Annotated in this window: 17 protein-coding genes and 1 tRNA gene; 12 read left to right on the forward strand and 6 right to left on the reverse strand. The window is 75.6% G+C overall.

Going from position 1 to position 24,513, the window contains the following annotated elements; genetic code table 11:
• Positions 1–487: 487 nt before the first annotated feature.
• The 6 genes from WMF20_RS43885 to WMF20_RS43910 all read left to right on the forward strand — a co-directional run bounded on the left by WMF20_RS43885 (position 488) and on the right by WMF20_RS43910 (position 5,246).
• Positions 488–793 carry a hypothetical protein gene (locus tag WMF20_RS43885; RefSeq protein ID WP_129579831.1) on the forward strand — a complete coding sequence of 102 codons (306 nt, stop codon included), beginning with the start codon at positions 488–490 and terminating at the stop codon, positions 791–793.
• On the forward strand, positions 790–2,094 hold the full coding sequence (locus WMF20_RS43890; RefSeq protein ID WP_437607750.1) for a hypothetical protein: 1,305 nt from the start codon (positions 790–792) through the stop codon (positions 2,092–2,094). The genes WMF20_RS43885 and WMF20_RS43890 overlap by 4 nt, the downstream gene beginning before the upstream one ends.
• Before the next feature lie 212 nt (positions 2,095–2,306).
• Positions 2,307–3,629: a hypothetical protein gene (locus WMF20_RS43895; protein ID WP_437607751.1), complete on the forward strand. Its 1,323-nt coding sequence runs from the start codon at positions 2,307–2,309 to the stop codon at positions 3,627–3,629.
• Between the two features lie 40 nt (positions 3,630–3,669).
• Positions 3,670–3,743: transfer RNA gene (locus WMF20_RS43900), tRNA-Gln, on the forward strand.
• A gap of 421 nt (positions 3,744–4,164) precedes the next feature.
• Positions 4,165–4,788 carry a sigma-70 family RNA polymerase sigma factor gene (locus WMF20_RS43905; protein ID WP_237244655.1) on the forward strand — a complete coding sequence of 208 codons (624 nt, stop codon included), beginning with the start codon at positions 4,165–4,167 and terminating at the stop codon, positions 4,786–4,788.
• The gene (locus WMF20_RS43910) at positions 4,785–5,246 is read left to right on the forward strand and encodes a hypothetical protein (protein WP_129579834.1); all 462 of its coding nucleotides are present in this window, start codon (positions 4,785–4,787) and stop codon (positions 5,244–5,246) included. The genes WMF20_RS43905 and WMF20_RS43910 overlap by 4 nt, the downstream gene beginning before the upstream one ends.
• Before the next feature lie 168 nt (positions 5,247–5,414).
• On the opposite strand, the gene WMF20_RS43915 is transcribed toward WMF20_RS43910, so the two are convergent.
• Positions 5,415–6,188 (reverse strand): Stp1/IreP family PP2C-type Ser/Thr phosphatase, encoded by a 774-nt coding sequence (locus WMF20_RS43915; protein WP_020740919.1) that lies wholly within the window; start codon positions 6,186–6,188, stop codon positions 5,415–5,417.
• A 172-nt stretch (positions 6,189–6,360) separates the two neighbouring features.
• Positions 6,361–7,590, reverse strand: coding sequence for a S1C family serine protease (locus WMF20_RS43920; RefSeq protein WP_437607753.1), 1,230 nt, complete (start codon positions 7,588–7,590; stop codon positions 6,361–6,363).
• 261 nt (positions 7,591–7,851) lie between these two features.
• On the opposite strand from WMF20_RS43920, the gene WMF20_RS43925 reads away from it, so the two are divergent.
• The 6 genes from WMF20_RS43925 to WMF20_RS43950 all read left to right on the forward strand — a co-directional run bounded on the left by WMF20_RS43925 (position 7,852) and on the right by WMF20_RS43950 (position 18,339).
• Positions 7,852–8,430 (forward strand): RNA polymerase sigma factor, encoded by a 579-nt coding sequence (locus tag WMF20_RS43925; RefSeq protein WP_044989539.1) that lies wholly within the window; start codon positions 7,852–7,854, stop codon positions 8,428–8,430.
• 4 nt (positions 8,431–8,434) lie between these two features.
• Positions 8,435–13,066: a VIT domain-containing protein gene (locus WMF20_RS43930; RefSeq protein ID WP_437607754.1), complete on the forward strand. Its 4,632-nt coding sequence runs from the start codon at positions 8,435–8,437 to the stop codon at positions 13,064–13,066.
• A gap of 156 nt (positions 13,067–13,222) precedes the next feature.
• Entirely contained in the window at positions 13,223–15,700 is a 2,478-nt protein-coding gene (locus WMF20_RS43935; RefSeq protein ID WP_437607756.1) for an AAA family ATPase, read from the forward strand.
• Positions 15,701–15,776: 76 nt separating this feature from the next.
• Entirely contained in the window at positions 15,777–16,292 is a 516-nt protein-coding gene (locus tag WMF20_RS43940; protein ID WP_437607758.1) for a hypothetical protein, read from the forward strand.
• Positions 16,289–17,215 carry a 3-hydroxyacyl-CoA dehydrogenase family protein gene (locus tag WMF20_RS43945; protein WP_437607760.1) on the forward strand — a complete coding sequence of 309 codons (927 nt, stop codon included), beginning with the start codon at positions 16,289–16,291 and terminating at the stop codon, positions 17,213–17,215. Before WMF20_RS43940 ends, WMF20_RS43945 begins: the two co-directional genes overlap by 4 nt.
• Before the next feature lie 368 nt (positions 17,216–17,583).
• A complete protein-coding gene (locus WMF20_RS43950) occupies positions 17,584–18,339 on the forward strand; it encodes a hypothetical protein (protein ID WP_437607761.1) in 756 nt (251 codons plus the stop codon).
• Between the two features lie 450 nt (positions 18,340–18,789).
• Here the strand turns inward: WMF20_RS43950 and WMF20_RS43955 are convergent, their stop codons facing one another.
• The 4 genes from WMF20_RS43955 to WMF20_RS43970 all read right to left on the reverse strand — a co-directional run bounded on the left by WMF20_RS43955 (position 18,790) and on the right by WMF20_RS43970 (position 24,464).
• A complete protein-coding gene (locus tag WMF20_RS43955; RefSeq protein ID WP_437607764.1) occupies positions 18,790–19,437 on the reverse strand; it encodes a tetratricopeptide repeat protein in 648 nt (215 codons plus the stop codon).
• Between the two features lie 154 nt (positions 19,438–19,591).
• A complete protein-coding gene (locus WMF20_RS43960) occupies positions 19,592–20,263 on the reverse strand; it encodes a hypothetical protein (protein WP_437607765.1) in 672 nt (223 codons plus the stop codon).
• 143 nt (positions 20,264–20,406) lie between these two features.
• Positions 20,407–21,384 (reverse strand): RluA family pseudouridine synthase, encoded by a 978-nt coding sequence (locus WMF20_RS43965; RefSeq protein WP_129579842.1) that lies wholly within the window; start codon positions 21,382–21,384, stop codon positions 20,407–20,409.
• Positions 21,381–24,464 (reverse strand): PEP/pyruvate-binding domain-containing protein, encoded by a 3,084-nt coding sequence (locus WMF20_RS43970; RefSeq protein ID WP_437607768.1) that lies wholly within the window; start codon positions 24,462–24,464, stop codon positions 21,381–21,383. Before WMF20_RS43970 ends, WMF20_RS43965 begins: the two co-directional genes overlap by 4 nt.
• Between the last annotated feature and the right edge of the window lie 49 nt (positions 24,465–24,513).

A 24,513-nucleotide genomic window follows, 5' to 3' on the forward strand; every position in this document is an offset into this window, starting at 1 on the left:
TGCAACGAACTCTGGAGCAAGGGTTCTGCAACGACACCTGCGGCCGCTGCTGATATCGCGTCGTCAAGACTCATCCCTGAATGATGAGATGAGGAACCACAGAGGTACAGAGGGCACAGAGGAGAGAAGAAGAGAGAGATAATTCATCTCTTTTCTCTCCCTCTGTGCTCTCTGTGCCCTCTATGGTTCAAATCCTTCCCATCACGGAACCAGCGACGATCTCGGAGCCAGCGGCACCAGCGTCCCGGCCGGACTGCCGGGCCGCCTCGCGGCCGGTCCTCGCTTTGTCCGCTCGGCGGGGCCGGCCGGGCATGTGCCCGCCCTCGGGAGACGCCCGCAGGCTGACATCGCCAGCGACGCCGCGCGACGGTGGCCAGACCGCCGGGCCCTCCCAGGAGCACCCCTCGATCCCGTGATCTTCGCGAGACGTCGCGCGGCCGGCAGCCGCTGTACCGTGCCGCGGCCATGTGAGAGGATCGCTCTCCCCATGAAGAGGATCAAGCTCAAGCTCCACAGCGACGAGTACCACCTCAGCGCCGTCGGCTACCTGTTCGAGGACCCCGCCCCCGCCGGGGATCCGGCCGGGGTGAAGCCGTTCTCGATCCGCAACACGGTCTTCCCCGAGTTCGACCTGGAGCCCGGCAGCTACGTATTCCGCTTCAGGGTCCGGAACGGCAGCGGCAAGTTCCAGATCTTCGCCTTCGACCCCAAGACGAACCAGAGCACCCGCGCCGATTACGACACGTCGAACGGCGCCGAGAACCTCACCTTCAAGTTCACGGTGGCGCAATGAGGACATCCCTGCTGCTCCTGCACACCGCTGCGCTGCTGTCGATCTCGCTCTCGCTGGCGGCGCCCGCGCGCGCCCAGGGCGTGGCGCCGCCGTCGGAGCCCGCGCCGCCCGCCCCGCCGAGCGCGAGCGCGCCCGCCGCCCCGCCGGACGCCGGCGCAGCCGCGGCGCCCGCGCAGCCGGGCGCCGCGGCTGCGCCGGTCGCCCCCGCCTCGCCCGCGCAGCCGGGCGCCCCCATCGCGCCGGTCGCCCCCGCCTCGCCCGCCGCCGGCGCCCCCATCGCGCCGGTCGCCCCCGCCTCGCCCGCGGACGGCGCCGCCATCGCGCCGGCCGGCACGGGCCGCGAGCTCGTCTACCTGGTGCCGGCCGAGGTCACCGGCACCTCGGGGGGCGCGGCGCTCGCGCGCGTCGGCTTCGGGGTGCTGGCCGGCTTCGGCGAGGTGACCGATCCGACGGCCTGGGACGTGAGCACCGTGCTCGAGGCCGAGGTGGCGACCAAGAACGGCCTGGCCACGCTGATCGGCCTCTCGAGCGCCGACGAGGCGGCCCAGGCGCCCATCGGGAGCCTGCGCCTGTCGGCCTCGTTCGCGCGCCTCGACTTCGAGGGCGCGGGCAGCTCGGCGTATCCGCCGCTGATCCTCTACGTCGGCGGCGCGGTCGGGCGCACCCGGTTCAACTATCTCGGCCCCGGCCCCGGGCGGCGCGACACGAGCCTGCCGCCGACCTACGCGCCGCGCGAGCTCATCGCCGTGCCCTGGAGCGCCGGCGCCGCGGCCGTCTACGTCGGCGAAGGCGGGAAGAAGCTCGCGCCGACCATCGAAGGGCAGATCGCGTTCGACTCGCGCTGGACCGCATCGACCGACACGCTCGAGTGGTGCGAGCCCGCGGGCGACGTCGTCGCCGGCGTCGATCCGGTCACCCAGTCGACCACCTTCGCCTCGGCCTCACGCTGCAAGCGCGAGGTGCTCGGCGCGCCGAGGCAGAGCCGGGAGCTCACCATCACGGCGCACGCCGGGATCGTCGACAAGGTCGCGAGCGCCACGTTCCGCGCGGCGTTCGGCGCGCGCGTCGCGGTCGCGCTCAACGACGAGGCGCCGGACGACGTCCGCATCAGCCTGCGCGCCCCGGTCTACGTGACGCTGGCGCGCGCGCCGGAAGGGGCGAAGTACCGCGGGCTCATCCGGCTGATGCCGGCGCTCAGCATCGACCGGCGCTCGACCGGCGAGACGGACGTCGGCGGCATGCTCGAGATCAGCTTCCTCGGCCAGCGCGCGATGTTCTCCGACAACTACACGGATCTCTGACGGCGCCCTCCCGCGCAGCGCATGCCCCGCGCGCGCCCTCCCGCGCAGCACGTGCCCCGCGCGCTCCCGCACGGCGCGGCGGTCCCGGGCGCCCGGGCCGACCCGGCACTTTCTTGGCCCACCGCGCCAGCATCCGCTACCGACGCACGAGAGCAGCGGAGATGGACCCGGAAGCATCGGGTGGATCGCCGCAGCTCGCTAGGGAGACAGCGATGGGCCCGAGCGCGGCGTACAAGGTGGAGGGGCTTTGCGACGGGGTGCCGGCGCCGAGCGGCGTGGAGGGGCGCAGGCAGGGGCAGCTGAGCCTCTGCAGCGCCCCCACGATGCCGTTCAGCTCGCACGCGAGCGGCGCCGAGGAACCGACGGAATCGAAGCCCTGGTGCGTCGACCACGGCGACTGGCTCGAGGCGATGAGCACGGTAGAGCTGTGGCGCGCGCTGGAGCTGGGGGAGCTTCCGCACAGCACGCGCGTGTGGCGCGAGGGCCTCGAGTGCTGGACGGCCGCCGGCGAGGTGAAGGCGCTCGGCTGGACCATCTCCCAGCCGCCCCCGCCCGACGAGGCGCCCGCCCTCTCCGCCGCGGGTGAGGGGCCCGAGTCCACCGGCCCGCTCAGCTTCGCGCTGACCCCCGACCACCTCCGGCCCGTCGCGCCGCGCCCGCACCAGGGCGGCCTCGCGGGGGCCCGCGACGAGCGCGCGGGCTCGTTCCTCCTCGACCCGTTCCCGCCGGCCGAGGCGGCGGCGCGGCGCGAGACGCCCTCGCCGCCGATCTCCCTCGAGATCCCGTCGTGTTTCCCGGCGGTCCCCTCGTCGCCGCCCGACACGCTGCCGAGCGCCGGGACCGCGAGGGCCGGCGCCGCGAAGCCGGGATCCGGGCCGGCACGCGGCGCGCGCGACACGGACCAGGCGCCGCGCGGGCGCGCGTCGGGCACCTGGTCGCGGCTCGGGCGGCTCGCGCGGCTCGCGCGGCGCGCCCGCGCCTCGCGCAGCGCGGTCTCGCTCGCGGCGGGCAGCGCGGCGATCGTGCTGGCGCTCGGCCTGTCGGTGCTGAGCGCGCTCGCCCCTGCGGGAGCGCCCTCGGCGGCCGCGGTGACGCCGGCGGCGCGCCTCGGGGTCGCCCAGGGCGTCGCAGCGGCCGGCGCCCTGGTCGTCGCGCCCGCCCCGGCGCTCGCCGGGGCGGCCGGCGCCGCGGCCCTTCCCGCCGCGGCCCCCAGGCCGGCCCCGGCGCTCGCGCCGACCCCGGCGCTCGCCAAGGGCGCCGGCGCGGCGCTGGCCGAGGGCGCCGGCGCGGCGCTGGCCGAGGGCGCCGGCGCGGACCCGGCCGAGGGCGCCGGCGCGCCCGAGCTGCGGCCGCAGCAGGCGGGGAAGGCTCCGGCGGCGGGCGCGAAGCCGGCGCCCCTGGGTCGGCGTGAGCGTGGGCAGGTCCGCCTGCGGCGAGGGCGGTACGAGCCGGACGGCGCGCGCGGCATCGCCCATCCGGGCCGCGGAGCCGGCCCGTCGGTCGGGACGGGTGCCATCTTGCGCGACTCGCGCTAAGGTGCGCGCCGCGCGGCGGCCGGCTCCGGCCCCGCTGCACTCCGGCGTCGTTCAAGGGCAGGACGGGGGACTTTGAATCCCCTAATCGTGGTTCGAATCCACGCGCCGGAACCAATCGAGCGCCCGCGCCCTCTGAGGGGGATCGTGGCGGGCGATCTCCATCGGGCTGACGGGAGCGCCTCGGGCGCGGTCGCACGGCGTCGCGGGCGCGTCCGGGGCCGCTGCCTGCTCGCTATTGTCTGGCGCGGTCGAGCCGGGGTTGTTTACCGTGGTCTCACCGAAGGCTCTGCGCCTGCCGCGGGGCGGGGGCGAGATCCTGGATCCTGGAGGACCGGACGGCGTGGCGAGCGATGAAGGGGACCGCGTAGGCGGATCCCCGACCCATGCAGATGCGGACCGCGGGCGCGGCGCTGCGAGCCGCGCAGATGCGGACCGCGGGCGCGGATCCCCGACCCACGCAGATGCGGATCGCACGCGCGGCGCCACGATCCGCGCAGATGCGGATCGCACGCGCGGCGCCACGATCCATGCGGGCGTGGAGCCCGCGGCGCAGCTCGAGGTGAGCGAGGCCCAGTTCATCGCGCGGCTCGTCGCGCGCGACGAGAGCGCGTTCAACGAGCTCGTGATCATGTACGAGCGCCGCGTGTTCGCGCTGGTCTACCGCATGCTCGGCCGGCGCGACGAGGCCGAGGATCTGTCGCAGGAAGTCTTCGTGCAGGTCTTCAAGGCGATCGATCAGTTCCGCGGCGAATCGAAGCTCTCGACCTGGATCTACCGCATCGCCGTGAACCTCTGTAAGAACCGGACGAAGTACCTCTCGCGGCGGCACGCCGGCGCCCAGGACGACGTCGACGCCATGGTCGAGCGGGTGCCGCTGTCCGCTGCCAAGGGCGTGAGCGTCGGCGACGTGAGCCGCCCCGACGAGCTCGTCGAGGGGATGCAGCTCGAGGCGGTGGTGAAGCACGCCATCGGCCAGCTCGATCCCGAGTTCCGGGAGGCGCTCATCCTTCGCGACGTCGAGGACATGTCCTACGAAGAGATCGCCTCGGTGACGGGTTTACCGGACGGGACCGTGAAGAGCCGGATCCATCGCGCGCGCGGGCAGCTCCGCGCGCTGGTCGAGAAGGTGATGGGCGAGAAGGTGAGAGGCGGGAAATGAGCGGAGCGGACGACCCCAGGCGCGCGGGGCAGCCCGAGGAGCCGGCCGCTTCGGGCGTGGAGAGCGGCAGCCGTCCCACGACGCCCCCCGCGGAGCGATCGCGCGGCGACGCGGCACCGCCGCGCGACGCGGCACCGCCGCGCGATCTACCCGACGACGGCGATCTGCCCGACGACGGCGATCTGCCGGACGACGGCGATCTGCCGCTCGTCGACGAGGTCGATCTGCGCGAGCTGGTCCGCGGCGCCATGCGCGCGCCCCCGGCGGCGCCGCCCAGCCTGCTCAGCGGCGTGCAGCGTCGGATCCGCGTGCGCTCCCGCGGCAAGTTCTACGGGGACGGCTGGAGCACCGCGCGCTCCCCGCGCTCGACCTACCTGATGACGAGCCTTTTCATGCTCGCCCTCATCGCCTTCGTCTTCCTCATTCTCGTCCCCTGGAGCGGCGGCGTCCTCCCCTGAGCCGCGCTCCCGCGGAGCGGCGCTCCCCCCGGAGCGGCGGTCGCCGAGCGTCGGTCACCCGCACAGGAGACGGGCCCAGATCGGCGTTTTCGGCGCGCAGGCGTGCTCCAGCACGCCGAGCACCGAAAACGTCGAGGTGGGCCCGTATCCGAAGCGGGTGCCCGCCGCTCACTGGGTCCAGCGGACGAGGACGCAGGTCACGTTGTCCGGGCCGCCGTTCTCGTTCGCGCGCTCGATCAGCTTCGAGGTCGCGACCTGGATGTCCTGGTGGTCCGTCAGGATCTGCGCCATCTCGGAGTCGCTCACCGGGCCGGAGAGGCCGTCGGAGCAGAGGACGTACAGGTCGTTCAGCTGCGGCACCTCGAACCGGGTGTCGACCTTGACCGTGTCCTTCATCCCGAGCGCGCGCACGATCACGTTCTTGTGCGGGAAGTTCGCGATCTCCTCCGGCGTGAGGCGCTTCATCTTGATGTAGTCGTTGAGGAGCGAGTGATCCTCGGTGAGCATCTCGAGCCTGCCCTCGCGGAAGCGGTAGACCCGGCTGTCGCCGACGTGGGCGACGTAGACGCCGTCGTTCGCCGTGAAGATGCCGACGAACGTCGTCCCCATTCCCCGCTTCTTCGCCTCGCGCTGCGCCGTCTCGTAGATACGCAGGTTGGCGAGCTTGATGCCCGTGATCAGGCGGTTCTCTTCATACCCCTTGGACCGGTCCATCTTGTAGGGCCAGGTCCGCTCCGGATCGTCCTGCGTCTGGGCGAAGAAATCCTGCATCGCGTCGACAGCCATCTTCGACGCGACCTCGCCCGACGCATGCCCCCCCATCCCATCGGCGACCATGAAGAGGCCGTACTCCACCATGATGCCGAAGTTGTCCTCGTTGTGGTTGCGCTTGCGCCCGACGTTCGTCTCGCCGGCCACTTCGATTCGAAACGTTTGGGACACGGATCACCCGATCGAAGGCCCCGCGCCAGGCGCGGGGCCGAATGAGAACCGCGAGCGCCCCGATCGAGCCGCTCAGGCCCGATCCTGGAGGTTCGGTTGACGCAGTGTCAACCGGATCGCGCCCGAGCGCCGAGCTTATAGAATCCCGGCGCGGACCCCCATCATTTTTCGCTTACTTGCGGTACTCTTCGGTGGCTTTGCCGCTCGAGCTCGGCGGCGGGAGCTCGGCCTCGGGCCGCTTCGCCGCGGCCGCCTTCGGATCCGGGGCGGCGCGGAGCACGACCGTGACCTGCCGGTACTTCCCGCCGCTCAGCAAGGTCAGGGGGACCTTCTCGCCGACGGCGTGCATGCGGATCGCGTCGGCGAGCGCCTCGGGGCTCGTGACGGGCACGCCGTCCACGGCGAGGATCATGTCGCTCGTCGCGCGATCGCCGCCCTTCAGGCGGGCCTCGTCGGCGGGGCTCCCGGGGTGGACCTCCGTGACCCGGACCCCCTTGGCGACCGGCGCCGCCTCGCCGACCCCCTGGATCCCGAGCCACCCCGCCGGCTGGACCGCCGTCGGCGGCACGGCGCGGAGGAACCCCCGGATCGCGCTGATCGGCGCGCCGAACGCGACCGGCGTGCACGGCTTGCCCTCGTTCGGGGCGCAGCCGCGGCCGAGGATCGCGACGACGCGGCCGTCCTCGTCGATGAGGGGCGCGCCCAGGTCGAGCGGCGAGACGCGCGACCCGAGCTCGATCGCGTCGTCGAGCTGCCGGTCGTCGCCGCCGAGCAGCGTCCGGTGCGATCGCAGCACGATCGGGACGGCCGCGACCTTGCCGCGCGCCGCCGAGAACGAGCGGATCTGCGCGTCCTGCCGGACCGGATCGCGCGACGAGGCCGTGAGCCCCTCGGTCCACCTGCCGGTCTGCGGCACGAGCAGCGCGAGATCCCACACGCGGTCGTGGTGGCCGAGCTTCACCCGCACGGTGGTCCCGTCGGCGAGGCGCGCCGTGAGGTCGTTGCCCGCGCCGAGCGGCGAGAGCGCCGTCAGGATGCGCCCGTCGCCGGCGAGCACCGCGCCGAGGCCGAGGACCTGCCCGCCCCGCTCGACGATCGCCACGCCGCGCGCGGCGCGCTCCTCGACCGGGGGCTCCGCCTTGTCCCGGTCCTTGTCCTTCTCGGCCGGGACCCGCTTCGGGTCGGCGGGGGCCGCCTTCCTCTCCTTCACGCCGACGTCGGCCCGGGCCGGGAGCACCCCCCGCTTGCGCGCCTTCTGGGCCGGCGGCGGGGCCTCTCCCTCGACGTCCTCCTGAGCTTGCTCCTCGTCCGGCGCGCCCTGCGCGAGCGCCGCGGGCGCGGCGAGGGCGCCGGCGAGCGACGCGGCGAGGGCGATGGCCAGCGACCGTCGCCATCGCTTCACAGGCGAGGTGTCAACGGGAGCGCTCGGCCCGGCCCCCCCGGGCGACGCGGCCTTCGCGGAAACAGACGGGCTTGTCTCATTCATAAGCGCGGCTCCTGAGGCGACTGCCGATTCTGCTGCGGCTGGGATCGTATTGCAAAAGGCAAAGGCCGGACCGCCCTGTACGGTGGGATCGGGCACCGGAGCCCGCCGGGGCGGGGGGCAAAAAAAACCGGTCACGAACGCGGGGGACGGGGGCACATGGCCGGCGATGAGGCAGCGATGGCAGCTGGGTTAGCGCTCGTGGGCTCGGAGGGCGACGCGCGGGCGGACGAAGCTCGGGCGATCGAGGGGCTGATCGGGGCAGGCGACTTCCGGGAAGCGCTGTCGCGGTGTGCGAGGGCGTACGCCATGCCGCTCGGGCGGCTGTGCATGGCGTTCACCGGATCGCAGGCCGAGAGCGAGGAGCTGGTGCAGGAGACGCTGCTCGCGGCGTTCGACGCCTTCCCGCAGTACCGCGCCGAGGGGAGCGTGCGGGCCTGGCTCTTCGGGATCGCGCGGCGCATCTGCGGGCGGCACACGGAGCTCCGGGCGCGGCGGGAGGCGCGGCTGCGGCTCGTGCACGACACCCGGCCGCGGCCGGACGCGAGCGAGCTCGCGCTGGAGCGCGAGCGGGCCGAGCGCGCCCGCGCCGCGCTCGCGCGGCTCAAGCCGAGCGAGCGCGAGGCGGTGGTGCTGCGCTTCGAGGCGGGGCTCTCCTTCAAGGAGGTGGCCATCGCGTGCGGGATCGACGAGGCGGCGGCGCGCAAGCGCGTCAGCCGCGCGCTGGCGCGGCTCAGGGCCGATCTGGGCGAGGAGTAGGGCGATGAGCGCGACGGAAACGGGTTCGGCGGGGCTGTGCGGCGAGGTCGAGGAGCAGCTCGCGGAGGTGCTCGACGGGACGGCGCGGCCGGCGCTGTACGAGCACATCGCCGGCTGCGACGCGTGCCGCGACCTCCGCCACGACGCGGCGCGGGCCGCGGAGATCGCGGCGGCCGCGGGCGCGGACTTCCGGCCGGCGGGCGACTTCGCCGAGGCGCTGCTCCGGCGGCTCGAGGCGGCCCGCCCCTCGGAGGGCGCGACGAGCGGCGCGGTGCTCAAGGCGGTGCCCGAGGCGCGCGCGAGCGAAGAGCGCGCGGGCGAAGAGCGCGCGGGCGAAGAGCGCGCGAGCGAAGAGCGCGCGGGCGAAGAGCGCGCGGGCGAGATGGGCGCGAGCGAGGTGGTGGTAGGCGCGCGCACCGGCGACACGACCGACGCGCGCGCCTGCGACATGATCGGCGGCGCCGCGACCGACGCGCGCACCGGCGACACGACCGGCGGCGCCGCGACCGACGCGAACACCGGCAGCGCGGCCGCCGGCGCGCACGCCGGCGAGGCGCGCTCCTCCAGCCCGGAGCGGGCCGCGCCGGCGCCGCGCCGCGCGCGAGGCGCGGCCTACGGGCGGCGCTCGGTCATGGCCGCCGCCGCCCTGGCCGCCGCGGCGGCGGTGACGGCCGGGATCGCCCTGCGGCGCGGCGACACGGAGCAGCCGGCCGCCTCCGTGACTGCCGGCGCGCCCTGGTCCGGCAAGGTCGCCTCGGTCTCGCGCGCCTCGGCCGACCGGTCGGGGGGCCTCGAGGCGTGCGACGCCTCGGGCGCCTGCGCGCCGCTCGCCGCGGGCGCGGCGCTCCCCGAGGGCGCGACCCTGCGCACCGACACGCGGACGCGCGCGCACCTCGCGCTCGCGGACGGCTCCGCGCTCGCGATCGACCGCGGCTCGCGCGTGTGGATCGCCGGCGACGCCCGCGCGGCGCGCGTCGAGGCGGGCGCCGTCGTCCTCGACGTCGCCCCGGCCCCCGGCGCGCCGCCCGCGCGCATCGAGGTGCCGCACGGCGAGATCGAGGTGCTCGGCACGAAGCTCGCCATCACCGCGAGCCCGGGGCGCGCCTCGGTCGAGGTCGCGCGCGGCGCCGTGCGCGTCAAAGGCGAGCGGGGCGAGCCCGTCGAGGTGCGCGCCGGCGAGGAGGCGACGCTCGCGCAGGGCGCCGCGCCGAACGTCGCGAGCGCGACCTCGCTCGCCGACGCGCTCTCGTGGAGCGACCGCTCCGCCGAGGAGGCCGACGCGCCGGCGCTCCGCGGCCTCGGCGAGCTCAGGGCGCGCAAGCCCGGCGCGACCCAGGAGAAAGAGCGGGCCGTGCGGCTCGCGAAGCACGCCGTCAAGGTGCGGATCGTCGACGTCGTCGCCCGGACGGAGATCGACGAGACGTTCGCCAACGACACCGACGAGGAGCTCGAGGGCATCTTCCGCTTCCCGCTCCCGCCGGGCGCCCAGATCGAGCGGCTCGCGCTCGAGGTGGACGGCAAGCTGATCGAGGGCGCGTTCGTCGACCGCGACCGCGGGGCCGCGATCTGGCGCGGCGTCCTCCAGAACGCCGCCCCCAAGGCGCCCAAGCCGCGCGAGGAGATCATCTGGGTCCCCGGCCCGTGGCGCGACCCCGCGCTGCTCGAGTGGCAGCGCGGCGGCCGGTTCGAGCTCCGCATCTTCCCCATCCCGAAGCGCGGCTCGCGCCGCGTCGTGCTCACCTACACGCAGCTCGTCGAGCAGTCGGGCGGCGTCCGTCGCTTCACCTACCCGCTCGCGCACGACCAGAGCGGCACGACGAGCATCGGCGACTTCTCGCTCGACCTCCAGGTGCTCGGCCACGACCGGGCGTTCGGCGTCGAGACGCGCGGCTACGAGCTCGCCGCCGCGCCCGCCGAGGGCGCGGCCGATCGGCGCACGCTGCACGCCCAGGGGTTCACGCCGGCCGGCGACCTCACGGTCGAGTACGCGCTCCCCGATCGCGATCGGCCGGTCACCGCGTGGGCCTACCGGACGCCCCCCGCCGCATCGCCGCAGCCGCCCGCGGGGCCGGCCGGGCCCCGCGCCGCGAGCGCGCCGACGAGCGGCGGCGCGGGCGCGTCGAAGCGCGACGGCGCGGAGCACGAGGCGTCGCTCGCCGCGGCGCGGGCCATCGCGAGCGACGCGTCGCCCTACGTCGCGATCGCGATAAGGCCCCGGCTCCCCCGCTGGGAGGAGTCGACCTCGCGGCGCCACGCGATCGTCGTCGACGCGAGCCGGTCCATGGTCGGCGAGCGCTTCGCCCGCGCGACGCGGCTCGCCTCGTCGATCGTCCGCGAGATGGACCGCCGCGACGAGGTCGTCGTGCTCGCGTGCGACACCCTCTGCCGCTCCCTCGGCGAGGGCGCCCAGGGCGGCGCCGCGCGGCCCATGGCGCCCGGCGCCGCGTCGGCCGGCGAGGTCGAGCGCTTCCTCGGCGGCATCGAGCCCGACGGCGGCAGCGATCTCGCCGCGGCGATGATCGCGGCGCGCGCCGCCGCCGGCCCGCTCGACGGCAAGGAGCTCCGGATCCTCTACCTCGGCGACGGCACGCCCTCGGTCGGCCCGACCCGCCCCGCCCACATCGAGGCCGCGGTGCGCGGCGCCGTCCCCGCGGACGGCGCCGCCGTGATCGCGGTCGCGCTCGGGAGCGACGCGGACACGACGTCGCTCCGCGCGCTCGCGCGGGGCGGCGGCGGGGTGATGGTCCCCTACGTGCCCGGCCAGAAGGTCGCGAGCGCGGCGCAGTCGGTCCTCGGCGCCGCCTACGGCCTCGCGCTGCGCGATCCCGAGCTCGAGCTGCCGCCCGGCCTCACCCAGGTCACGCCGGCGCGGCTCGACCCGATCCGCGCCGGCGGCGAGGCGATCGTCGTGGCGCGGATGAGCTCCGGCGCCGACGTCACCGGCGCGATCCGCCTCCGCGGCCGCGTCTCGGGCGAGCGCTTCGAGCAGACCTACCCCGTGAGCATCGTCGCCGGCTCGGGCGCGGGCAACGCCTTCGTCCCGCGCCTCTACGCCGCGGCGAAGATCGCCGAGCTCGAGGAGACCGGCGGCGAGGCGCAGAAGCCCGCGATCATCGAGCTGTCGCGGCGCTTCTCCGTGGCGAGCCGGTTCACGTCGCTGCTCGTGCTGGAGAGCGAGGCGATGTTCAAGGCGTTCGGCCTCGAGCGGGACGGCATCGCGTCCGCCTTCACGGGCGAGGAGCAGGCGCAAGGCGTGAGCGCGAGCGCCGAGGGGGAGCAGCCCGACGACGCGGCGGACGAGGGCGCGGCGAAGGAGGAAGCGAAGGGGATGGGGCCCGCGGAGGGCCTCGGCGTGTCGGGCAGCGGCTTGGGCGGCGGCGGCCGCGGGTGGGCCTCCGCGGAGGCGGCGCCGCGTCGCAAATCGGCGTCGGCACCCCTCCCCCCGCCGGCGCCGGCCGCCAGGCCCGCTCCCGAGATGCCCGCCAACCTGGTCGACGCCGACAGGCCGGCGCCGGCGCCGACGACCGCCGCGCCCGCGGCGCCGCGGCCGGAGCCCAAGAGCGACGACCGCGCCCAGCGGCCCTGGCCCGATGGCGCCGTCGACGAGCCGTGGCCCCGCCCCCGGCCGCGGCGGATGATCCCGATGCGCCGGGTGTTCGACCGCAAGGTGAGCTTCGACGCGACGAACACGCTCGCGCCCGAGAGCGCGGCGAGGACCGCGGAGGCCGAGGCGGCGCTCGCCGCGGCCCCGGACAGCCGCGATCGGACCGTGGGCCTCTACGCGCTCTACGCCACGACCGGCCGCCTCGGCGAGGCCCAGGAGCTGACCGCGCGCTGGAGCGGCCGCGACGCGCTCGACCCCGACGCGCTCATCGCCCGCGCCGACCTCGCTGCCCGGCAGGGCGATCGCGACCGCGCGGTGCGCATCCTCGGCGGCCTCGCCGACGTGCGCCCCGGCGACCGGGCCGTCCAGGCGCGCCTCGCCGAGCTCTGGGACGCGGCGGGCCGGCCCGCGTACGCATGCCAGCACCGGGTGACGCTCGCCGAGCTCGCGCCCGCCGACGCGAAGCTCGCCGCCGCCGCGATCCGATGCGCCGGCGACGGCGGCATGAGCGAGCTCGCGGGCCAGCTCCGCCTCGATCTGACGTCCGCCGTGCGGGCGACGGTCGACCGGCTGCTCGCGCAGCCCGACGCGCCGCCCTCCGCGGATCTGCCGGGCGACGTGCGGCTCAGCGCCGAGTGGACCGGCGGCGCCGACCTCGACCTCGCCCTCATCGACGCGCGGGGGCGGCGCCTCTCCTGGATGGGCGCGACCCTCGGGCCGGTGGGCGTCCGCTCGCGCGACGCGACGAGCGCGCGCGCCGAGTCGCTCGCGCTGCGGAACCTCCCCAAGGGGAGCTACGTCGTCGAGATCGCGCGCGCGTCGGCCGGGGACGGCGCCTCGCCGCCCGCGCTCTCCGGCGCGCCGGGCCCCGTGCGCGGCGAGCTGACCCTGCGCCTCGCGGGGGAGACCCGCAAGGTGCCGTTCACGCTCGAGGGCGCGCGCCTCGAGCTCGGCACGGTGCGCGTCTTCTTCACCTCCCGCCTGGTGCCGGTCGACGACGTCCCGTCACCCCCGCCGTTCATCCGGGACTGACCCCCCACCTACGCGCTGCCCCCCTCGCCCTGAGCAGCCCGCCCGGCGCACCGCCGGAGCGGCCTTTTCCGCGCACCCACGAGCGCGCTCGCCCGGGGTTCGAGGAGGCCCCGCGCCGCGCTCGTGTCGGGAGGAGATCCCCGATACAGTTTCGACATGAATCCGCTCGTCCCGGACTTCATCCTCGAACAGGACGCCGAAGGGCAATACGCGGGGGCGGTCGACGCGGCCGTCCTGCATGTCTCGCTCCCGGCCGTCGTGGAGCTCGCCGAGCAGATGATCGCTCGTCAGGCGCTCGATCCGGACGCGCTGCGGTCGCTCTTCGAGCCGCTCTTCGAGGCCGTGCACCAGTCGGGCGGGTTCGTCGCGGCGTTCTCGCCCGGCGGCGGGTTCACCGCGCTCTTCCCCGATCGGCCGGGGCGGAACGTCACCCGGCTCGCGCGCAGCGCGGCCCTGGCGATGCGGCGCAGCCTCCTCGAGCTCGCCGCGCGGCGCGCGCTCGGCGCCGGCGGCGCGCCGATGCCGTTCAGGATCGGGCTCGCGTGGGGCTCGGTCCACTGGACGATCGTGCGGATCGCCCAGGATCGCGCCTACTCCCTGCTCTACGGCCCCGCGATCGAGGCCTGCCAGGCGACCGATCGCGGGGCGGACGACAGCGAGCTGCACCTCGATCGCAGCTTCCGCGAGCGGCTGCCCGCGGCCAGCGCCCGGGAGAGCGTGGCGGAGCTCGACGAGGCGGATCTCCTGACCGGTCCGCCCTCGCTGACGGTCACGGCGACCCCGACGGACGCGGACGCCGAGGCGTTCCTGCCGCCGGGCGCGGGCGATCTCGCGCCGGAGGGCGAGATCCGCGAGGTGACGACGGTCGCGCTCTCGCTCGATCGGGTGGCGAGCCCGACGGAGCTCATCCAGCAGCTGCACGAGATCGCGGCGATGTTCGGCGCCACGTTCGCCGGCATGAACGTGACCGAGCGCGGCTTCGGCGCGCTGTTCTACTTCGGCGTGCCGATCGCGCACGAGAGCGACCACGATCGCGCCCTCGACTTCGCGCTCGAGCTGAAGAGCAACGGCCTCGGCGTGCCCCGGCTCGCGGTGGGCATCACCCGCGCGCGCTGCCTGGCCGGCTTCTTCGGCGCCGGGGGCCGCCGCGAGTTCGCCTGCCTCGGCCGCGCCGTCCACCTCGCCGCGCAGATCGCGCGCAAGGCCGCGCCGTCGTCGATCTGGGCGGACGAGCGCGCGTTCCTCGCGGGCGAGGCGAGCCACCAGTGGTCGACCGAGAACATCTTCCGGTTCGACGGGTTCGACCTGCCGATCCTCGTCTACTCGCTCGAGCGGCGCCGCATCGCCGTGCAGGAGGAGTTCTACGACCTCGGCCCGATCGGCCGCGAGGCCGAGCTCGAGGGGCTCACGCGCGCGCTCGAGCCCCTCTTCGCCGGGCGCTCCGCCGGGGTCGTGTACATCCTCGGCGAGGCGGGCATCGGCAAGAGCTACCTCGTGCACAGCTACCGCCACCAGCGCGCGCAGCTCATGGACATGCGCCCGCTCCTGTGGATCGAGGCCCGCTGCGACCAGACGCTGAAGACCCCGCTCTACGCCTTCGAGTTCGCGCTCAAGGAGTACCTCGGGATCTCGTCGGAGATCGGCCAGCACGCCAAGCAGGCGGGGCTCGACCTCGCGCTCCAGCTCCTCCTGGAGCGGCTGCCCGAGAGCTGGACCGAGGTGCGGCGGGGGATCGACGCCTCGCGCGAGGCGCTCGCGCGGCTGCTCCGGCTGCGGGGCGAGGAGCCGGCGACGCCGGAGGCCGAGGCGGGGCGGCGCGAGGAGGCGCTCGCGGCGCTCTCCGCGCTGCTCGTCGCCGAGAGCTCGCTGCAGCCGGTGGTGGTGCACCTCGACGACGCGCAGTGGGCCGACCCGACCTCGCTCGAGGCGGTGCGCGCGATCACGGCCGCCTGCCGGGATCTGCCGCTCGCGGTGATCTGCTCGGCGCGGCCCGCGGCCGCGGGCGAGGGGGCGGACGCGCGCATCCCGCTCGAGGCCGGCATCCCGTCGCAGGTCATCGAGCTCGCGCCGCTGCCCCAGGAGCGGCTGCTCGCGCTGGCGGAGCCGTTCTTCGGCGGCCCGATCCCGACGATGCTCGAGTCGCTGCTCGGCCAGACCGCGGGCGGCAACCCGTTCTTCGCGCAGGAGATCCTCGCGTACTGGCTGGAGGACGGCCGGTACGGGTCGACCCACGAGGCCGCGCCCTCGAGCCGGTTCATGCCGCCGCGGACCGTGAACAGCCTGCTCGTCGCGCGGCTCGAGCGGCTGGAGCCGCGGACGCGGCAGACGGTGATCTCCGCGGCGGTGCTCGGGCGCGAGTTCGACACGCGCGTGCTCGCCCGGATGATCCCGGACGCGTCGGTCCTCGTGGATCACCTGCGCTTCGGCGAGGCGCAGCGGATCTGGTCGCGGATGGGGGAGCACCGCTTCGAGTTCTGCACGGTGCTGATCCGCGACGCGGCGTACGGGATGCAGCCGAAGGCGGCGGCGGAGCGGCAGCACCGGCTCGCGGCCGAGGCGATCGAGGCGGTGTACGGCGACGATCTCGAGGATCAGCGCGCGGCGCTCGACAGCCACCGGAGGCTCGCGGGCTGAGCGCGGCCGGCCGCCCTTTCGGTCGGATCGTGGAACCCCCTCGACGCCGCTTGCGAAGTGCGGCAACTGTCCGCGCATGAGCACGGCCCATCAAGAGGCTCACGCGGCCGCGGCGCACGACGTGAGCGACCACCACGGCTTCGACGGGGAGCCCGCCCGCGCGCTGCCGGCCGACGAGCCGCCCACCCCGAACTGGGTGCCTGCGCTGGGGCTCGCGGTCTTCGCGGTGGCGGGCGTCCTGTTCCTCGCGATGAGCAGCGACGGCGACGCCGCGGATCAGGCCGCGCCGGCCGGCGCGCGCCCGGTCCCGGCCGACGCTCGACCGGCGGCGGCGAGGCCCGCTCCCGGCGCCGACGCGCGCCCGGCTGGAGCGCGCCCGGTCGCGCCGACCGGGCCCGGGTCGGGGCCGGCCGCGGAGGCCCTGCGCGGGGCGGCCGAGCGCGCGGGGCAAGGTCGCGCGGACGGCGCTGCCGCGCCGAGCCCGGCGAACCTGCGCAAGCTGACGCCCCAGGAGGTGGAGGCGGTGCGCAAGCGCATCGAGGGGCGGCAGAAGGGCGCCTCGAACGCGCCGCCGCCAGCGCCGCCGAAGTGAGCGCGACGGTGGTGGACAACGCCGCCGCGCGGATGCGCACGGTGCTCGTGCTCGGCGCGGGCACGATGGGCCAGGGGATCGCGCAGGTCACGGCGGTCGCCGGCTACGTGACGCGCCTCCACGACGTCGACGCAGCGCGCGTCGGCGCGGCGATCGAGGACATCAAGCGCTCGACCGATCGCCTCGTGCAGAAGGGCAAGATGCTCAACGAGGCGCGCAGCGAGATGATCGGGATGCTCGTCGCGTCGCCGGATCTCGCGCGCGCGGCGGCGGACGCCGATCTCGTGATCGAGGCGGTGCCCGAGCAGATGGACCTCAAGGTGGAGGTGCTCGGTCGGGCGAAGGCGGCGGCGCCGGCGGGGGCGCTGCTCGCGTCGAACACGTCGAGCCTGAGCATCACGGAGCTCGGCCGCCGTCTCGGGGCGGGGGCGCGCACGATCGGCCTTCACTTCTTCAACCCGCCGCCGGTGATGGAGCTGCTCGAGGTGGTGCGGGGGCTCGAGACCGAGGAGTCGACGGTGACGGCGGCGCTCTCGGTGGCGAGGCGCCTGGGCAAGGCGCCGATCGTGGTGAACGACACGCCCGGCTTCGCGACGAGCCGGCTGGGCGTGGCGCTCGGCGCCGAGGCGATGCGGATGCTGGAGTCCGGGGTGGCGTCGGCGGTGGACATCGATCGGGCGATGGAGCTCGGGTACCGGCACCCGATGGGGCCGCTGAAGCTGACGGACCTCGTGGGGCTGGACGTGCGGCTCGCGATCCTGGAGCACCTCCACCGCGAGGTCGGGGAGCAGTTCCGGCCGCCGGTGATCCTGCGGCAGATGGTGCGGGCGGGGAGGCTCGGGAAGAAGACGGGGGAAGGGTTCTATCGGTGGACGGAGGCGGGGGCCCAGCCCATCGAGGGCGGCGGCTGGCGGCGGGGGTAGCGTAGGCGCCGGGCGTAGCGTAGGCGCCGGGAGCGCGCGGGGAGGACCGAACCCGCGGGGCAGACGCTTGCGCCGGGCTTGCAGACCTTGCTCACGCTGGAAGCAGGGTGGAACGCCACAGCTGCAAACTGTCGAGAGACTGAGGGGGAATGAGATGAATCCTCAGGCGCGCACGCGCACGAAGAGGAGCACGGGAGACGGGGACGGAAGACGGATGCCCCGCTGCCAGCCCCCGAACACGGGCCTCGTCAAGGTCGACGCAGCAAAAACCCGACGGCGGCGCGAGCGTTCAACTGCCCCGATTCCCATTGTATCTTCCCGATTCATTGCCGCCGTCTGGCTTTGCCGGCCGGCAGGGAGGAATCGACATGGACTATTCGAATGAGGTCCTCGAGGCCACGCCCGAGCGCGTCACCAAGTTCCTGTTGGGAATTGGCGCCGTCGCCGCGATTCGCACGTTGATGGCCGAGGCGGGGATGACCGATGACGACATCGTGGAGGGCCGCACGCTCCTCCTCGACGTCCTCGCCGCGCCCCGGAAGGGCGGCGCGGCGCCCGATACCGCGGATGCCAGGGCGCAGCGCGCCGCGACCACGGAGCTCGACCAGTGGGATGAGCCCAACTTCGCTCGTTATGGCGCCGCGCTCCGCCGGCGATTCCCCGACGTGCACGCCTACGTCTTCAAGGACCTCTCGGCCTCCACGGGCACCGCCGCGGTCCAGGGAGTCGCCACCTTCCTCGCGCGGCTCGACGCCCTCGAGAGCGGCGCCGACCCGGATCGCGCCGGGACCAAGCAGAGCGACAAGAGGGCAGTCGCCTTCCTCGGCCTCCGCGGCCTCGACAAGGCAGAACGCAAGCGCCTCCAGGGACTCGTCGACATCGCGCTCGGCCCGACGTCGCCTCTGCCCGAGCAGACCGAGCTCCCGGAGACCGCGCGCCGGCGCGAGGCGCTCGTCAAACTGCGCGGCTGGTTCGACGAGTGGTCCACCACGGCACGCGCGGTCGTCAAGAAGCGGGGCTACCTCATCCGGCTCGGCCTCGCGAACCGCAAGGCGCCCCAGCGCAAGACCCCCGCCGAGCCCGTCGACGCGCTCGACGACGCCGACGCGACCGATCTGGAGTAATCCAGCACACCAACAAGCGCTCCCGGCGCGCGTCCGAGACCTTCCGACGCGCTCCGGAAGCTTCCGTCGCCGAAATGAAGCCCTTCGGCGCGCTCCGGAGCACGACATTTCGCGTACTTAGGAGCGCCGGCCCTGCTCCCGGCGCCGTCCGGCGTCCGCCGGATGTCGAATTTCCGGCGAATTTCGCGTCCCGCCCCGCGGCGGAAGCTTCCGGCGTGCGCGGGAAGCCTTCGTTCCCGCGACGAAAGCCTTCGTTCCCGCGTCGGAAGCCTTCGTTCCCGCGTCGGAAGCCTTCGTTCCCGCAACGAAAGCCTTCGTTCCCGCGACGGACGCCAATTTGTTGAGATTTCTTGGCGTCCCTGGCGCCTTGGCAGTTCCTCAAGCGCCGCACGACCCCTGCGGAGCCGCCTCCCACGGACGCCTCCGCGCAGCGACGGACGCGCTGACCGGTTACCGGTTCAGCTTGTCCTTCTTGGCGTTCTCTTCGGCCTCTTTCTGGCGCTCGGCCTCGCGCTGGACGATGCGCTCCTTGACCGCGGCGTAGTCCTTCTCGTCCTTCACCCGCCGATCGATCTGCTTCTGCCGCTCGGTCGCCGTCGCCGGGTAACCGCCCGCCTTGGGGTTGCTGGTCAGGAACGCGCCGTAGGCGCCCCACGCCTCCCGCGCCGCCTGCCAGTTCTTCTGGCGCTCGCGAAGATCCGCGAGGCAGAAGAGCACCTTGGCCTGAAGCTCCTCCGAGCCCTTCTTGCCGAGCGCCGTCGTCCAGGCCGTCTCGGCCTCCGCCGCGTTGCCCGACTCGAGCATCGCCTCGCCGAGCCGGTAGAAGCCGAGCATCTTCGAGGGATCCTGCTTGATCGCGTCCTGGAACGCCGAGATCGCGCCGGGGATGTCGCGCGCCACGAACGACGCCTGGCCCTTCAGGATCTGCTCCATGTAGGGGCTGATGCCGGTATGCCCGTTGGGATCCTTGCGCGGCGAAGCGGCAGCGGCCGGCGCGGCCGGCGCCGCGGGCGGCGTCTGCTGGGCGGATGAGGGCGCCGCAGCGACGAGGGCAGCGAGAGCAAGCGACGCGATGACGGCAAGCGAGCGGTCCTGCATGCCCGCCAAGGTACCGCAGCCGCGGCCCGAAGGGGAATCCTTGCTGCACCGACGCGCGACGGTCCCCGCCGCCCGGAGGATGGCGCGCGACGGCGCCCGACCAGGCGCGCCGCGGACCTCGAGCCGGCAGGCGCGGCCCCGATGTCCCGGCAGGCTACCTCCGCGGAGCCCTGAACGGGTCCGGCGGCTGCCCAGCATCCGGGCGCCCGGCGTCCACCGGCGGCCATCCCCCATCCGGCAACCCCGCGTCCGTCGGCGGCCACCCGCCATCCGGTCGGCCCGCATCCACCGGAGGCCACCCGCCATCCGGCGGCCCCGCGTCCGTCGGCGGCCACCCGCCATCCGGCGGCCCCGCATCCGCCGGCGGCCACCCGCCATCCGGTCGGCCCGCGTCCGCCGGCAGCCTCCCCCCGTCCGCCGGCAGGCCGCCGTCGACCGCCGCCGGGCCCTGCGCGCCCAGCGACACGAGCCGGCCGTCCGGCTCCGGCGGCCAGAGGAAACGCTCCTCCGCGCCCGTCTTCCGGTCGACCAGCTTGGCCCAGCTCGCGCGCGGGTTGTCCGCCATCTGCACGCGAAGCCGCGCCGTCACCCCCTCGTCGAACGTCGGCCGGCGATAGAGGACGTTCGTCGATCGCTCGGGCGCGTCGCCCGTGAGCGGCACGTCGAACCGGACCCGATCGAGCAGCTCCTGGCCGACGTACAGCTCGATCGCGAACCGGCCCATCACGCGCGCCGTCGCCGCCGGCCGGGCGAGCGTCACCGAGCGGACGCGCGCGACCGAGCCCCTCCCCTTCGCGTACTGCACATCGAAGACCCACTGCTTCACGCTGGGCCGCACGGCTGGGTCGGGCGCATACCCGGCGCGGGACGGCGGAGCCGGAGGCTCCGCGAGGGCGATCACGCCGGCAGCAGCCAGCGCAAGGCCGGCAAGGGTCGCCAGGGCGGCACGAACGAGAGGGCGAGGCGAGGTCATCGGGCACCGGAAGGAGCCCCCAGCGGCAGAGCCGCCTCGGGCGTCCCAGTCAGCACCTCTTCCCACGCGGAGCCGTCGCCGTCGAGCGCCCCCCAGAGATCCCGCAGCTCGTCCGGGACCGGCGCGAGCGCCGCGCGCTCCTCGCCGGCCTCGTCCGGCACCGCGACGCGCAAGGCGTGCAGCGCGACGCGCGACAGCGGGAGCACACGGCCCCTCGCCGTGGTCAAAGACCGCGCACCGCCATGGTCGCGGTCGCCGAGGAGGGGCGCCCCCGCATGCGCCGCATGCACCCGGAGCTGGTGCATGCGGCCCGTCACCGGATCGAGACGGAGCAGCGTGGCCGCCGCCGCACCGCCGCCGGCCGAGGCGACCGCGCGGTACCGCGTCGCCGCCTCCTTCGCGCCGGCCCCGCCCACCGCCGGCAGGCTGCGCCCGCGCGACCGCGCCGCGCCGATGGGCGCGTCCCACGTGCCCGCCCCCTCGATCCGACCGCCGGCGATGCCGACGTACACCCGCGCGATGCGCCCCGCCTCGCGCATCGCCGCGAGGTGCCGCTGGCCCCGCGGGCCCGTCGCGCACAGCACCACGCCGCTCACGCCGACGTCGAGCCGCGAGGCCGCGTGCGGCGGCGCGCGCAGGCCGAGCAGCTCCGCGACCTCGGTGATCAGCGATCGCGTGCCCCGGCGCTCCGGCTCCGTCGGCAACGCCGCCGGCTTCGACGCGACGAGGATCTCCCCCCAGCGCGCGATCACCTCCACCGGCGGCGCCCCCGGCGCGTCGCGCCGCGCCGGCCACACGGCGAGCTCGTCGCCGGGGGCCACGGCGTCGTCCGGCCGCGCCCGCCGCGCGTTCAGGAAGGCGCGCCCCTCCGCCGCCGCGCCCGCGAAGCCCCGCGACGCGCCGCCCAGGCGCTCGAGGACGTCCGCCACCGTGGGGCCGTCGGACGGGCCGACCCGGAAGCGCGCGGCGGTCATGCGGGCGGCGCAGCGAGCGGCGCAGCGCCGTCGCCCTGCGCGCCGCCGGCAGCGCCGTTCGGCGCCGGCGGCGCGGCGCGCTCGTCGCGATCGTTCAGCCGCTCGACCACGCCGCGATCGCCGTCGACCCGCAGCCGGTCGCCCGTCTTGATCGCCAGCGTCGCGCCGGGCACGTTCACCACCGCGGGGATGCCGTACTCGCGCGCGACGATCGAGGCGTGCGACATGGGGCCGCCGAGCTCGGTGACGACCGCGGCCGCCACGAGGAACAGCGGCGAGAGGCCGATGTCGGTCGTGCGCGCGACGAGCACCTCGCCCGGCTCCACCGCGTCGAGCGAGGGCGCGCCCGGATCGAGCACGCGCGCCCGACCCTCGACCACGCCAGGGCTCGCCGGCAGCCCGAGCAGACGGACCCCCGACGCGGGCGGCAGCACGACCGGCGGCGGCCGACCGATGAACGTGGCCGGAGGATCGGGGCGGGCGGCGTCGCGCAGGTGCTCGGCGCGGCGCAGCCGCACGACGTGGCCCACGTCGGCGCGGCCGCTGGAGAGCGCCGTCACGAGCTCCTCGTAGGTGCAGAAGAACACGCTCCCGGGGAGCAGCGAGGGCTCGATGCGGAGCAGGCGCCGGTCGATGTCGAGCGCGACCTTCCGCAGCATGCCGAGCACGCGGGTCACCCACGTGCGCATGCGCTCCCGCAGGCGCACGTAGCGCTGCGCGCGGCCGACCAGCGCGCGGAGGAGCGCGAGCTCCACCCGCGAGACGCGGGTCTCGAGCATCGCCATCTCCCGGTCGGCGAGCGCCCGCGCGCGCGCCAGGGCGCGCTCCGGATCGCCGGGCGCGCCGCGCAGCGACGCGGTGAGCATCGCGATGACCGGCGCCGGGTCCTCCCGCCAGCGCGGCGTCGCGAGCTCCGCCTCGCGCACGGCGCGATCGCCGTACGCATCGAGGAACCGCGCGAGCGCGTCGCGCGCCGGCCCCTCGGGCAGATCGCGCGGCCCCCTCACCTCGCCGGCGAGCAGCCGCTCGCGCGACGCGCGATCCAGCATGACGAGCTCGGCCACCCGGGCGAGCTCGACCCCCGGCCCCGCGCTGTCGAGCTCGCGCACGCCGCCCGCGAGCACCTGCGCGAGGTGCTCGACGTTGGTCTCCGCGCGCCCGGCCGGGCCGTCGAGGGGCGCCTCGCCGGAGGCCGAGCGCGCCGAGGCGCGGCGGCCCGCGACGCGCTCGAGCGCCTTGCACAGCGCGAGGTGGCTCGCGAGCGAGGCGGACGCGCAGTGCAGCATCAGCGTGCCGGTCCGCTCGAGCAGCAGGAAGACGCTCCGCAGCGTGGTGCCGATGGCGTCGTCCGGCAGGAGCGTCATGTCGAGCTCGGAGAGCGCGCGCTGGGCCCAGAGCGCCTCGCCCTCGTAGGCCGCGACCTCGCGCTCGAGCCGCGCCTGCCGGAGGAGGAGCCGCGGCCCGGTGAGCGGCAGCCGCGCGTAGAAGCGGCGCCGCGAGACGCCCGCGCTCTGCTCGGCGAGCCGCGCGATGAGCTGGTCGCTCGCCCCGCCGCTCATGCCGAGCAGCGCCCGCGGCGAGAGCCCCGGGACCTGCGCCGCGATCTGCATGAAGGCGGTCAGGTTGAGGTAGAAGCGCCCGTGCACGTTGGCGACGAGGCGCGCGCCGCGCGGCACGCGGCAGCCGAGCGCGGCGAACGCCTCGCGGAAGCCGCGGTCGGAGAACGCGCGCGCCACCGACCAGGTGAGCGGCGTCGCCGCGCCGGGCAGCGCCTCGCCCACGTTCGCGCGCGACCAGATCGTGTCGGCGCCGCCCCCCTCGGGGAAGCCGCCGCCGCTCACCGGACGCACCTGGAGCAGCCACACCCGCGGCGCCTGCGGCGCGCCCTCCGTCGGCGCGCCCTCCGCCGGCGCGCCCTCCGCCGGCGCGCCCTCCGCTGGCGCGCCCTCCGCCGGCGCGCCCTCCGCCGGCGCGCCCTCCGCTGGCGCGCCCTCCGCCGGCGCGCCCTCCGCCGGCGCGTCCTCCGCCGGCGCGCCCTCCGCCGCGCCGTCCTCCGCCGGCGCGCCCTCCGCTGCGCCGTCCTCCGCGACGCGGCCGGGCTCCTCCCCCTCGACCGCGAACTCCACGTCGAACGGGCCCTTGCCGCCCTGCTCGAGCCGCTCGGCGAGCTCGGCGAGCTGCCGCAGCGCGGCCTCGCCGAGCGCCGGCTGCTCGGCGCGCGCCGCGGGCACCGCGACCTCCTCGAGCCCCGCCGCGCCCACGACGAGCGCGCGCCGCTTCTGCGCCACCGCCGCCGCGACGACCTTGCCGCCGCCCCGCGCGATCCGGAGGGTGTCGGCCGCCACGGCGCCGTCGACGACCGGCGCGCCCAGCCCGAGCGTGGCGTTCACGAGCCGCTCGCCGGCGCGCCAGTGCTCGCCCTCGAGCCCGGCCGGGGGCGCGGTGAAGAGCACGCCCGCGGCCTCGGCGCGCACCATCACCTGCAGCACGACCCCCATCGCGACGTCGCGGACGCCGGCGTGCGCGAGGTACGCGAGCGCGCGCGGCAGGAAGGCGCTCGCCCAGACCTGCCGGATCGCGGCGTCGAGCTCGGCGTCGCCGCGCACGCCGAGCACGGACGTCGCGAGCCCCGCCATCGACGTCTCGTCGCTGTCCTCGCAGGTGGCGCTGGACCGCACCGCGAGCCCCCACGGCGCCTCCGGCGCGACGGCCTGCCAGAGCGCCTGCAGCGCGGCCGAGAGCGCCTCGGGCAGCGGCTCGCTCAGGATGCGGTCGCGCGCCCGCGCCGCCCGGTCGACGCCGACCTTCGTGCCCGAGAGCCGGATCAGCGTGGCGAGGTCGTGCCCCCGCGGCAGCTGCCGGTCGACGAGCTCCGTGAAGCACCGCGCGTCGAGCACCCAGCCGCGCGGCACCGGGAAGCCGTCGCGCAGCAGGCGGCCGAGCGAGGCCGCCTTGCCGCCGACGCGCTTGGCGCTCGTGCTGCGGCGCTGGCCGGCGCTCTCGAGCGGCTTCAGCCACTCGCGCACGGAGGGCGGGTCGGTCGCGCTCTCGGCGCGGGCGATGCGTGTCGGGTCGGCCACGTCGTTGCCGAGGAAGTAACACGGTTCGGCGGCCTGGTCAGGGGCTTGT

The sequence above is a fragment of the Sorangium sp. So ce834 genome, assembly GCF_051521425.1.
GTDB lineage: Bacteria > Myxococcota_A > Polyangia > Polyangiales > Polyangiaceae > Sorangium > Sorangium cellulosum_D.